Origin of the sequence: Microcoleus sp. Pol12B4 (assembly GCF_036701385.1) — a bacterium.
GTDB lineage: Bacteria > Cyanobacteriota > Cyanobacteriia > Cyanobacteriales > Microcoleaceae > Microcoleus.
The window spans coordinates 1-11,811 of the sequence record NZ_JAUBQR010000210.1; the positions used below are offsets into that span (position 1 = coordinate 1).

The 11,811-nt window shown below is 44.4% G+C and carries 9 protein-coding genes; 6 read left to right on the plus strand and 3 right to left on the minus strand.

The window, feature by feature from the left end:
- Positions 1–423: 423 nt before the first annotated feature.
- Entirely contained in the window at positions 424–999 is a 576-nt protein-coding gene (locus QUA38_RS23195; RefSeq protein ID WP_333166004.1) for a Uma2 family endonuclease, read from the plus strand.
- Between the two features lie 5 nt (positions 1,000–1,004).
- Here QUA38_RS23195 and QUA38_RS23200 read toward each other — a convergent pair whose 3' ends face one another.
- Positions 1,005–2,267, minus strand: a complete 1,263-nt coding sequence (locus QUA38_RS23200) for a folylpolyglutamate synthase/dihydrofolate synthase family protein (protein WP_333166007.1) — start codon at positions 2,265–2,267, stop codon at positions 1,005–1,007.
- A gap of 69 nt (positions 2,268–2,336) precedes the next feature.
- Here QUA38_RS23200 and QUA38_RS23205 point away from each other — a divergent pair, with 69 nt between their 5' ends.
- Positions 2,337–3,392: a DNA cytosine methyltransferase gene (locus QUA38_RS23205; RefSeq protein ID WP_333166009.1), complete on the plus strand. Its 1,056-nt coding sequence runs from the start codon at positions 2,337–2,339 to the stop codon at positions 3,390–3,392.
- A gap of 177 nt (positions 3,393–3,569) precedes the next feature.
- Here QUA38_RS23205 and QUA38_RS23210 read toward each other — a convergent pair whose 3' ends face one another.
- Both QUA38_RS23210 and rsmI read right to left on the minus strand, forming a co-directional pair.
- The gene (locus QUA38_RS23210; protein ID WP_333166011.1) at positions 3,570–4,787 is read right to left on the minus strand and encodes a glycosyltransferase; all 1,218 of its coding nucleotides are present in this window, start codon (positions 4,785–4,787) and stop codon (positions 3,570–3,572) included.
- Between the two features lie 78 nt (positions 4,788–4,865).
- A complete protein-coding gene (gene rsmI / locus QUA38_RS23215) occupies positions 4,866–5,747 on the minus strand; it encodes a 16S rRNA (cytidine(1402)-2'-O)-methyltransferase (RefSeq protein WP_333166014.1) in 882 nt (293 codons plus the stop codon).
- Between the two features lie 103 nt (positions 5,748–5,850).
- Between rsmI and QUA38_RS23220 the strand changes: the two genes are divergently transcribed.
- The 4 genes from QUA38_RS23220 to QUA38_RS23235 form a co-directional block, all read left to right on the plus strand.
- The gene (locus QUA38_RS23220; protein ID WP_333166016.1) at positions 5,851–6,708 is read left to right on the plus strand and encodes a PfkB family carbohydrate kinase; all 858 of its coding nucleotides are present in this window, start codon (positions 5,851–5,853) and stop codon (positions 6,706–6,708) included.
- Positions 6,709–6,940: 232 nt separating this feature from the next.
- The gene (locus tag QUA38_RS23225; protein WP_333166018.1) at positions 6,941–8,065 is read left to right on the plus strand and encodes a cupin-like domain-containing protein; all 1,125 of its coding nucleotides are present in this window, start codon (positions 6,941–6,943) and stop codon (positions 8,063–8,065) included.
- A gap of 98 nt (positions 8,066–8,163) precedes the next feature.
- Positions 8,164–9,042 (plus strand): inositol monophosphatase family protein, encoded by an 879-nt coding sequence (locus tag QUA38_RS23230; RefSeq protein WP_333166021.1) that lies wholly within the window; start codon positions 8,164–8,166, stop codon positions 9,040–9,042.
- Positions 9,043–9,444: 402 nt separating this feature from the next.
- The coding region (locus QUA38_RS23235) for a DUF4347 domain-containing protein (protein WP_333166023.1) at positions 9,445–11,811 on the plus strand (2,367 nt) is incomplete at its 3' end.

The following is an 11,811-nucleotide window of genomic DNA, read 5'->3' on the forward strand; positions in this document are numbered from 1 at the left end:
AACGGGACAATTCGGCATAGTTGACAAAAAACTTATCAAGGCTACTATCTTACCATCATTACTTCTTGGCCACTACCCTTTTTTATGCCACTTGACGTATTATTAAATAATGGGAATCTGTGCCGCCATATATAAGCATATATAAGCTTTTAAGTTATTATCGAATGATGAAATTACCGCCTCTTCACAACGCGGAGTCCGAGGAGAACTCTGGATAAGTCAATCTCGACTATTTTAGAGGTAAATGTTTGTTGATAAGAACGATCGCTCATCCCAGAAACCGAATTTATTTATCCCGTGCGATCGCCTTTCTGAATTCAGCTTGATTGATGATTTGCAGCAATATAGCCTGAATTCCTCAAATATTCAGAAATTTAACTCGTGTTAAAATCAAAACTCAGATCGGAATAGGAGAAAATTCTTATGCCAGCGATGACACTCAAAGATTTAAACCAAGTTCAAACCCTTTTTTCCGAAGCGGGTTTAGATTACAAAATTGAACTAGAAGACGGGAGACTTTCAATTGTGGGGCCATCAGACATCGTATCCAGTGAAATCAGCAGTATTTTGATTCGCTTGCTGGGTAACTGGGTTTATCCCCGTCGCTTGGGGAGAGTCTTTGACTCCGCAGGCGGTTTCATCATGCCGGATACGAATGTGAAAGCACCGGATGTTTCTTTTGTGCGCGCCGCCCGCTTGCGCCAAAGTCCGCGTTATTTTGGAGAACTTGTCCCCGATTTGGTGGTTGAGATTAAATCTCAGAGCGATCGCATTAAACTTATAGAAACTAAGGTTTTGAAGTTTATAGAACTGGGTGCGATCGTCGGAATTCTGATCGATCCTGATGAAGAGACAGTTACTATTTATCGCTCTACAGGTGAACCGACTGTTTTAGGAAATGGCGATATCTTAACATTAGCAGAACTTTTTCCCGGTTGGGAATTGCCCGTTTCGGAATTGTGGCCTCCTATCTTTACTGAGGAAGAAACACAATTCTGATGCGTTTAAGCTTGGGATTGTTGTTGTTGCAGAAAATAGCCGACGAGATAAAGGGAACCGCAAAGGATTGTTAGGTTGTCGCCTGTAACAGCAGCGTCTAAGGCCGTTGTTAAGTCGGAGAAGGCTTGACAGAGTGTTAATTCGGGGCAGATAATTTGAGCTAGGGTGGCTAATTCTGCGGGGGATGATGAGTTTTGATCGGGTACGGGTACTAGGTAAATTCGATCGCCCTTTTTGAGTAATGCTTTCAAAATATCATCGCAGTCTTTAGTCGCAAGAATGCCGATTACCCAGTTAATCGGTTGGGAACTGTTAAGATTATCGACATATTCACGCAGGGCGATCGCTGCGGCGGGGTTGTGCGCGCCGTCAATTAATATATTGCGGTTTTTCCAAGTTGTCTGCTGGAGTCTTCCGGGCCATTGGGTTTTGGCGATACCGTTTTCGATGGCGGTTGGGGAAATTTGCCATCCTTGGTTTTGGAGAGTTTGCAAAGTTGCGATCGCAATTGCTGAATTCATTAGTTGAATTTTTCCCAGCAGCGGCAATTGATATTTTATTTTCACCGCATTTTGATTTAACTGATATTCTGCGAATCCTTGTCCTAAATGTATGGCGGGTTTTACCCAAGTTGCCGGACAGTCTAATTCTTGAATGCGTTTTTCTACTACTATTCTAGCTGATTCTGGCAATTCTCCGATAACTGCCGGACATTTTGCTTTAAGAATTCCCGCTTTTTCCCCAGCAATATCTGCCACGGTGGGGCCGAGTATTTGCCAGTGGTCGAGACTGATAGAAGTAATGACGCTAGCGAGAGGTGTTTCGCAAACGTTAGTCGCGTCTAATCTACCGCCCAATCCAGTTTCTATGACTGCGATGTCGGTTTTTTGTTCGGCGAAATACAGCCAAGCTGCGGCGGTGATTATTTCAAATTGAGTGGGAGTTTCGGTGTTGTTTTCGGTGGCGGCGACAACTCGTTCTAGACACTGTTGCAATTCTGTTGGGGAAATCGGTTTTTGGTTGATGCAAATTCTTTCTGTCCAATCGATTAAGTGCGGGGATGTGTAGCGTCCAACTCGATAGCCTGCTTCTGTTAGTACGGAAGAGAGATAAGCGCAAACGGAACCTTTGCCATTGGTGCCGGCAATGTGGATAATGGGTACTTGTTTGTGAGGGTTGTCTAGTTTTTGGAGAAGTTGGTGAATTCTTTCTAAGCCGAGATGGACGCCGAAATGTTGGTAAGATTGAAGGATAGATTCTGCATTCATTGACGATTATTGGATTTTTTAACGAACCGCGAAGGCGCGAAGGAAGAGAGGAGATAGATGTCGATTGGTATGAATATTATTTCTCTGTTTTCGGGTTGTGGCGGGTTGGATTTGGGTTTTCGCTTGGCTGGGTTTAATCCGGTTTGGGCCAATGAATATGATAAGTCTATTTGGGATACCTACGAGTTTAACCATCCTGAAACTATTTTAGATCGCAGAGATATCAGAACAATCAAATCTGATGAAATTCCCAACTGTATTGGGATAATCGGCGGCCCTCCTTGTCAAAGTTGGAGTGCGGCCGGCGCTAAACGGGGGATTGATGACTGTCGGGGTCAACTTTTCTGGGAGTATATCAGAATTGTCCGCGACAAGCAGCCTTTGTTTTTTTTAGCTGAGAATGTTAGCGGTATCTTGGCTCCCAGAAACAAGGATGCTTTCACTTATATACTATCGCAGTTTGAGGACATCGGGTATCGGGTTTCGTACAAGTTATTGAATGCTAGAAATTTTGGTGTTCCGCAAGATAGGCAAAGGGTGATTGTTGTTGGCTATCGGGAAACTCTGGGTTTTGGTTTTGAGTTTCCCGAAGCGGGAACCGAGGTTTTGACGCTGAAAGATGCGATTTTTGATTTGCAGGCGATCGCGCCAATGTCAGTTAAGGCTAAATTAGATAATTATCACGATTCTGTCCTAAATCACGAATGTGCAGATTTGGGGTTTTCCAGCCTTTATATGTCGCGGAATCGAGTTAGAAGTTGGTCAGAACCTTCCTTTACCATTCAGGCAAGCGGCAGACACGCACCTCTCCATCCTCAAGCTAGTAAAATGATTCTGGTTGGCAAAGACAAACGCATTTTTGACCCCAATTCGCCTCTGCCTTACCGTCGGCTTTCTGTGCGAGAGTGCGCGAGAGTTCAGACTTTCCCGGATGAGTTTATTTTTAAGTACAAGTATATTGCTGATGGATACAAAATGGTCGGCAATGCTGTTCCTGTGAATTTAGCAAGAGTTTTGGCAAGTAAGATTTTTGAGGATATTGTCTTAGGGCATAGGGCATCGGGCATTGGGCATAGTCATTGGTGTCAACTTAAGCCGACCACCTGCCAGTCCGCCAGGGAATGAATTCTACGGGGCTTGCGAAAGTCCTCGCTATGAGGACTAATATGTTGAAACGTCTTCTTCTCAGTCCTCATAGCGAAGACTTTAGCTTTGAGGCAGGGGTTTCTACCTCTGCCGGACTGCGGCGGGTTCAACGTGTTTATTGAAACCAATGTGGCTGTGCTATATCTTTATTCTCTGTCATTTGAATTTTGTTAACTGACCGAGATGGTGCTGAATCGCATTTGTCCCGCGAATATGAGACAAGGGAGAACCTCTGTACAAAAAGCTGTTCAAACTAACTTGATAATTTTGTTGAACTGCTAAATCTAACCACAAATTGTTAATCGCATCTCCGGGCTTATAGTCAGGAATATTGTGCTGATAGTAAGGAAAACTGTCTATACAAGTATTGAAAAAGTTTTTCCGCCCGCAATGCTTTAAATACTGATATCGCGGTTTGAATTCTCTTTGATTTTCCAATACTGTATATATAGTATCGGCTAAGGATTCCGGGTCAAATTTGGCGTAAAGACCCGCACCTTCCGGGAAAACTGGCGAGTTTCCTCTGGCGTATTGGTTGAATTCTTCAAAACAAATTACTGGTAGGTTGCAACTCATGGCTTCGGTAATTCCCCGGTTTTTTCCTTCTAGGAGGGAACCGAGGACGAATGCTTGGGCTCGCGAATAATATGTGGGGATTTCGCTGTAGTAGTCAACTCTCGGCACTAAGTTAATGTAGTCGGAGGGATTGGTTAAAATTGTCTCGACTTCTTGCCATTCTTTTAATGCGTACTGGTCGAGAGTTTTCAGGTTGCTAGCATCAAATTCGTGGCCGGTGACTACTGTTAATTTTATTGGTTTTTGCGGATATTTTTGGCGGTAAACTTTTAAGGCTTTGGCAATAATTGGCAAATTTTTTTCTTCGGAAATTCGGGCGACGGCGAGGAGGTCGATGTCTTTTGCGGGGACGTTGCGCGGGGAAATTAAGTATTCGTTGATGAAGTCGGTGTCTTGTAGGGGTATGATTGGTTTATGGGCGCGATCGGGATAAGTTTCGCGAAACCACTTATCTCGCTGCGGGTTTTTGTATAAACTAGAGTAGGCGTCAGCTATGGGGGCCCAGGAGTAGGAGATTCCGGGCGAATAGGCGAAGGATAAAAATACTGAGGAAAGTTGGGGAAATAGTTTGTTGATGAGTTCGACTGCTTCGCTGAAATAAATTCCTTTGATGAAACGTCCTTCGTAAAACAGTGGGGGAAGCAAGACGTAGAAACTGACGGTATCGAAGCGGTGGGGTTGGTCTTCAAATATCTCCCAGGTAAAGGCGTCTAAGTCTGCATAAATTTCGGCAATTGGTTTGTTGATGTGGGGGTTGCGTAAATATGGTTTTTGTCGATCGTAGTTTCCGCGTACCATATAATTCTGAGTGTGAGTATCTAGCTTTTTTTATTTAACCGCAGAGGGCGCAGAGGGCGCAGAGAAGAAGAGAGATATTCACAAGTCATCCACGGGCTGTTCTAGTGATTCATTGTCGCCAATTGTGAGGGCGAGTTGGTAGATTTGGCGGCGGGGGAGGGATGTTTGTTGGGCTAGCTGGCGGCTGGCTTGGGAACGACTTATGCCTTCGGCAATTAATGTTTGCAATTCTGCTTTGATGGCGTCTTCGGAAAATATTGGGGCTGCTGTTTGGATGCCGGCAATTACTAGGGTAAATTCTCCCTGGGGTTCGCGATTGGTGTAAAGCTCGATCGCACTTTCTATACTACCACGCCAAAACTCTTCGTGCATTTTAGTTAACTCTCTCGCCAGCACAATCTGTCTGTCGCTTCCCAAACTATTTGCTAAATCTTGTAAAGTTTGCCGCAATCGGTGCGGAGATTCGTATAATATTATAGTGCGGGATTCTATTTGTAAAGCTTCTAAACTCTGTTGGCGTTCTTGACCTTTCACGGGTAAGAAACCTTCAAATACAAATCTTCCTGTGGGTAATCCTGATGCAGTTATGCCAACAATGCAGGCGGTCGGGCCGGGAATCGGAATAATGTTAATATTAGCATCGGCGCCGGCTTTGACTAACTCGTATCCGGGGTCAGAAATTCCCGGCATTCCGGCATCGGTGACGAGGGCGATATCTTTGCCTAAAAGCAGTTTGTCGATGAGTTCGGGGAGTCGCTGGTTTTGGTTGTGTTCGTGATAGCTGATTTGGGGAGTTTTGATTTGAAAATGGTGCAAAAGTTTGCCTGTATGGCGGGTATCTTCGGCGGCGATGAAGTCTACTGTTTGCAAGATTCGGATGGCGCGAAAGGTCATGTCTTCGAGGTTGCCGATCGGGGTTCCTACGATGTAAAGTGTTCCTGTAGTGGGATTTGTTTGCATTTTAAGATTGGGATTTTTTAACCGCAGATAAAGCACGGGCGGGACGCCTAGGCCACACATTTAAAGCACGGGCGGGACGCCCATGCCACACATTTAAGAAGATATGAAAACTGGATTGTTTTTGGGATTGGCGACTTTAGATTTAGTTTATTTGGCCCAGAAGCCTCCGGGTGAAAATCAGAAAGTTGTTGCTTCTGATTGTACCATTGCTGCGGGCGGGCCGGCGGCAAATGCTGCGGTGACTTTTAGCTATTTGGGGAATGTGGCGATATGGGCTGGGGTTTTGGGTACTCACGCGATCGCCCAATTAATTCGCGCAGACTTAGCGGAGTATAATGTCAGGATAATTGATTTGGAACCCGGGCGATCGCACTCGCCGCCAGTTTCCTCGATTATTGTAACTGAAGCAACGGGCGATCGATCGGTAGTTTCCATCAATGCTACAAAATCGCAAGTTGACAGTCAAACAATTAACCAGGATATTTTAACATCCGTTAATATTGTACTGGTTGACGGACATCAAATCGCAGCCAGCAAAGAAATTGCTCAACTTGCCAAGTCAAAAAACATTCCCATTGTCCTTGACGGTGGCAGTTGGAAACCCGGATTAGAGGAAATATTACCTTTTATAGAATGGGCGGTATGTTCGGATAACTTTCATCCACCAGAGTGCGAAAATTCAGAACAAGTTTTTGCTTACCTATCAGCAGCCGGAATTTCCCATATTGCCATCACTCGCGGCGCAAAATCAATTTTATACCTCAGCAATGCCACTTACGGTCATATAGAAACACCTCAAATTCAAGCCACAGACACTTTAGGGGCCGGCGATATTTTTCACGGGGCTTTCTGTCACTACATTCTGCAAAATAACTTTACAGATACTCTCAACGCAGCAGCTAAAATCGCTTCCGATTCCTGCAAAAACTTCGGAACCCGCGCCTGGATGAATAAGAGTTAATTTTAAATTAAAATTAACCAAACTATCCGGTTAAAACCGCTCAAAGCTAGAAAACTTGAACTGGCAACACTTGTTGAGTTAAAATCCTGACAGTAACCTCGACCAAATTTGTAAACTTCTCTCTTCTCTTTCTTCGCGCCCTTAGCGCCGTCGCGGTTCGTTAACAAAATTGCTATATTAGTAAGACAAGTTCAACTCACACAAAACACTCCCAAAACAACATACCCGAATCATGTCTGACACCCAACCCCTAACTATCACCCTTCCCCCTTTGCGGATTACCCTAACAGAACAGCAGCAAGTTAACCTAGAATGGCTGACCCAAAATTTGCCCAATTTACTCACCCCAAGCAAACAAGAACTTCCCGACAATATGAAACAGTGGGTGGCGGCTAACAAATTATTAAATCAACCCGATGCAGAAATCATTCAAGGGCTAATAAATACCGGCATAGATGCGGAAACAGCCACCGCAGAAGTTAGGGAAATATCATCTCATCCCTACTTTCAAGCAGGTAGTCAGTACGTGCAGTTATTGCAGAAATTAGAATCGCATCTCAGGATTAGCAATCAATTAGCTGCATTGTCTTCCAAGTTTGGCACAATCGAACGCAAAAGTAGCCTTTCTAGAGAGTATTTTCTCGAAAATTACTATGCAAAAAATACTCCAGTAATTATTACCAATATTATGCACAACTGGAAAGCGTTGCAGTTGTGGACGCCGGAGTATTTGCAGCAAAAATATGGCGATGCAGAGGTGCAAATTCAAGCTAACCGCAATTCCGACCCGAATTACGAAATTAAGATAGAAAATCACAAAAAAATTGTTTTGTTCCGCAAATATGTAGAGATGGTGGTCAAGGGCGGGCCTAGCAACGACTACTACATGGTTGCTAACAACAAAACTCTAGAAAGAGAGGAATTTAAATCCCTATTCGACGACATTGAAATTTTCCCAGAATACCTAAATCCAACGGACACAAAAGGCAGAGTTTTCTTTTGGTTCGGTCCGAAAGGTACGATTACACCGCTGCACCATGACCCAGTTAATTTAATTTTAGCTCAAGTGTCAGGTCGCAAACTAATTAAATTAATTTCTCCGCAACAAACACCTCTGCTTTACAATCACGTCGGAGTTTTCAGCAAGGTTGACGGCGAAAATCCCGATTATGACAAATACCCGCTTTACAGAGACGCGAAAATTATTGAAGTGATTTTGGAACCGGGAGAGGCTATCTTTATTCCTGTCGGTTGGTGGCACCATGTAAAATCATTGGAGGTTAGTATTTCGGTTTCGTTTACTAATTTTGTGTTTCCCAATTATTATGAATGGAAATATCCTCATATTAATTGGTAATTGCTAATGTATTGTTCCTAGGGGCGGGCACAGGGACACCGCCCCTACAGAAATCTGGGTTAATCGGCGTTTATCTGCGGTTCACAAAAAAGAAATTCATGAAAACTCTCGAAGAAATCAGCGAAATTGCCCGATCGATCGCCTGGAGTGCATCAGATATCCTACAATCCTATTATCGGAAGGATTCCAACACTCCTAACCTCGACATCCAAGAGAAAAAAGATGGCCCCGTCACCGCCGCCGATGTCGCTGTCAATTCTTACATTCTCGACGAATTGCAGTCGGCTTTAGGGAATGCAGAATTTGGCTATCTCAGCGAAGAAACTTACAAATCTTATTTAGAAACTTATGGTAAAGTTCCCTTACCTCAAAGTTGGGTTTGGATTATTGACCCTTTGGATGGAACGCGAGATTTTATTGACAGGACAGGTGAATTTGCCGTTCACATTGCTTTAACATTCGACGGAAGACCAGTATTGGCAGTTGTGGCTTGGCCCCAACAGCAAAAGATTTATTACGCGGTGCAAAATGCTGGTGCTTTTATGGAAAGTCGGGACGGTTCTGCGGTAAAGTTGCAAGTTTCGGCGCGAAATATAGTGGCAGATTTATCTATAGTAACAAGCCGCAGTCACCGGGGCGATCGCTTTAATCAATTGTTACAAAAACTGCCTTGTCAAAATCAACTAGCTGTCGGCAGTATCGGCTGTAAAATTGCGACAATTGTAGAACAAAAGGCTGATGTTTATATTGCGCTTTCGGGAAAGTCTGCACCGAAAGATTGGGATTTAGCGGCGCCGGAATTAATTTTGACTGAAGCGGGCGGTCAATTTACTCGTTTTGACGGTTCTACTTTGCAATATAACCGGGGAGATGTGAGTCAGTGGGGGGGTTTGTTGGCGAGTAACGGTTGCTGCCACGCTGCTTTGTGCGGGCAAGCCGAGCAGATTTTAGCGGGGATAGATGGGCGTTTGAAGTAATCCAAAGTTTAGTAGGGTGGGTTAGAAGACCGTATTTTCTGCACGACTAATTGCTGACGCGCCCTAAAGTATGTATCAAAATTGCTGAGTTTGAAATTTCTGTACAATTGCACTTACGTTTCACAAATATTTGTGGTAAATCCATATAGCATTCGTTACAGTAATAATACTTAAGTATTTTCCATATCTTTATCAAAAATTTAATTAACCAGGTATTTTTTAAGAAAAATTTACATATTTTCTGTAAAAAAACTGTTATGGTTACGACAAAAGATGAGGACTCACCGAGTTTTTACGGATAAAGGGTGTGTCTGTATAAATAAAAATTGATAGATAGTTTCGGACGCCTGTCACGAAATAGCGGAATTTTTGTATTTTTTTGAAACCTCAGTCAGGTGGATTATGCCCAATTTAAATATTCCAGTTTCAGTAAGGTCGATCGCCTTTATCGACACTCAAGTTGAAGATTATCAAAGTTTGATTGCCGGAGTAACACCGGGTACAGAAGTAGTCGTTTTGGATGGGAATAAAGATGCGATCAACCAAATTACTCAAATTTTAGGCGATCGTACCAATATTGACAGCATTCACATCATTTCTCACGGCAGTCCAGGCAGCTTGCAACTCGGCGACGGTAGTTTGAGTTTAGATGATATAGAGTGCGCTCGGAATTCTCTACAGCAGTGGTTTTCGCCACGAACCGACTCAATCCCCAACAATCGACCTCACATTCTTTTGTATGGGTGCAACGTAGCAGCAGGCGAGACAGGTAAAGCATTTATAAAACGCCTGAGTGAGTTAACCAGCGCGTCGGTTGCGGCTTCGCAAAACCTCACCGGAAGTGCCGCAAAAGGCGGCGACTGGTTCCTAGAAGTAACATCAGGGAAAATTGCAACACCTTTAGCATTTCGGCCAGAAGTGCTGGCGGCTTACAACCACGTTCTCTCCAGCTTCAGTAAGGCTACTAACTTTAGTGCGGGCTTTTCGCCGACGGCAACTCCTCTTTCAATTGATACGGGCGACTTTAACGGCGACGGTTTCCCCGACTTAACCGTGATCAACCTCAACTCCAGAGATATTTCCATATTGTTGGGGACAAATACGGGTAGCTTTGGTACTGCTACTAACTTATTTAACCCCGGCAACGAGATTCCCAATTCCATTGCAGTGCGCGACTTTAATGGAGACAGCAAACTCGATTTAGCTGTAGCGAATCCTATTAGTGGCGCTAACGGCGATTTCGTTTCGATCCGGCTGGGGACAGGTACTGGCACTTTTGGCAATCCTACCAACTTCGGTCAAGGGATAAATCCTCGAGCAATCGCTGCGGGCGACTTTAATGGAGATAGCAGGTTAGATTTAGCCACAGCCCCTTTGAGTGGCAACAACCTTTCAATTCTTTTGGGAGACGGTACTGGTAGCTTTAGCTATCCCGTTAGCATTAATGCAGGAGCATCTCTTACTATTGCCACAGCCGACTTTAACGGCGACGGCAAACTTGATTTAGTCACCTCGAACAATAGCGTCACTAACAATATTTCAGTTTTGTTAGGAGATGGTACGGGCAACTTTAGCGCCCCGGTTAACTTTAGCGCGGGGACAGGGAATCACTTTGTCGTTACAGGCGACTTTAATGGCGACAGCAAACTCGATCTTGCCGCATCGAATAGCGGTTCTAACAACGTTTCAGTTTTGTTGGGGGATAGTACGGGTAATTTTGGTACTACTACCAACTTTAGTGTCGGCTCATCTCCCGCATCTGTAATTGCGGGCGACTTTAATGGCGACGGCAAACTCGATTTAGCCGCGTCTAACGGCGGAGATAACAATGTCTCAGTCTTGTTGGGGGACGGTACGGGCAGTTTTGGTAATGCCGTCAATTTTAGTGTAGGGACTGCTCCCGGTTCGATCGCTGCGGCAGATTTTAATGCTGACGGCAAGTTGGATTTAGCTACGCCCAACTTTACTTCTAAAGATGTTTCACTTCTGCTGAATACACCCAATACAGTTAATTTCGGTGCAGCAACATACAGTGGTACAGAAGGAACAACAGACACAGTAGTTAATATTCCCGTTACCCTCAGCGGTGGCACTCCCTTGGGCGATGTAATTGTACCAATTGCAATTAACCCCAGCAGCACAGCCACCACTTCAGAGTACACAATTTCGCCTACCACTGTTACTTTCCCCGCCGGCACTACTACTCTCACTCAGAATGTTGCTGTCACGATCACACCTGACAGTATCCCTGAGAACGATGAAACAGTAATTCTCGACATTGGCATAATTACTACTGGAAACTTGGTTGGTACAACAAATCAAGCGACACTGACTATTGCAGCTAACCAGCCAATTTCTTACGCCATTGCGACTGATATTCCCAGTATCGTCGAAGGCAATACTGACACAACTCCCGTAACTTTTACCGTGACTCGCAGCGGTGGCACAGATGTAGCAAGTAGCGTCAATTATACGATCGCCGGAACTGCTACAAACGTCAGCGATTACAACAGCATCGGCGACACTTCTGGGGCAACGGGTATTAGCGGGACAATCAACTTTGCTGCGGGTGAAACCTCTAAAACTATCACATTAAATGTGGTAGGCGACGGATTAGTAGAACCCGACGAAACAGTTGCGGTTACGCTATCGAATCCTGTTGCACCTGGGCCGACACCTACCATTAATACTGCAACTGCTACAACTAGCATCACAAATGATGACTCTGCCGGTTTCAGCATTGCACCTACGAACATCACTGCTACAGAA

Coding starts and splice junctions, on each gene's coding strand:
- QUA38_RS23195 (WP_333166004.1), top strand. CDS start 424: ATGCCAGCGATGACACTCAAAGATTTAAACCAAGTTCAAACCCTTTTT.
- QUA38_RS23200 (WP_333166007.1), bottom strand. CDS start 2,267: ATGAATGCAGAATCTATCCTTCAATCTTACCAACATTTCGGCGTCCAT.
- QUA38_RS23205 (WP_333166009.1), top strand. CDS start 2,337: ATGAATATTATTTCTCTGTTTTCGGGTTGTGGCGGGTTGGATTTGGGT.
- QUA38_RS23210 (WP_333166011.1), bottom strand. CDS start 4,787: ATGGTACGCGGAAACTACGATCGACAAAAACCATATTTACGCAACCCC.
- rsmI (WP_333166014.1), bottom strand. CDS start 5,747: ATGCAAACAAATCCCACTACAGGAACACTTTACATCGTAGGAACCCCG.
- QUA38_RS23220 (WP_333166016.1), top strand. CDS start 5,851: ATGAAAACTGGATTGTTTTTGGGATTGGCGACTTTAGATTTAGTTTAT.
- QUA38_RS23225 (WP_333166018.1), top strand. CDS start 6,941: ATGTCTGACACCCAACCCCTAACTATCACCCTTCCCCCTTTGCGGATT.
- QUA38_RS23230 (WP_333166021.1), top strand. CDS start 8,164: ATGAAAACTCTCGAAGAAATCAGCGAAATTGCCCGATCGATCGCCTGG.